Consider the following 219-nt stretch of genomic DNA (forward strand, 5'->3'; position numbering starts at 1 on the left):
ACCCCAAATCCTTTTTTTTGGCCACATATATATAGAGCTTACCTAGCTCGGTTAATGCCGGCGGATTTCCTAGGCTAGCAGCCTTATTAAGAAAACTAAGCCCGTCAGTTGCAGGATTCATGACCCCTGCACGATTGCCGATCATTGCTCCCATATCATAGAACCCTTGGGGCACCTCCAGATCGATCATCTTTTGATAGAGATCCAATGCCTTCTGCG

Annotated in this window: 1 pseudogene; it reads right to left on the minus strand. The window is 47.0% G+C overall.

The window, feature by feature from the left end:
* Nucleotides 1–219: pseudogene (locus tag HMPREF2581_RS31685) on the minus strand (sel1 repeat family protein); the annotation flags it as partial.

The sequence above is a fragment of the Pseudomonas sp. HMSC057H01 genome (assembly GCF_001836405.1).
Classification (GTDB): domain Bacteria; phylum Pseudomonadota; class Gammaproteobacteria; order Pseudomonadales; family Pseudomonadaceae; genus Pseudomonas; species Pseudomonas aeruginosa.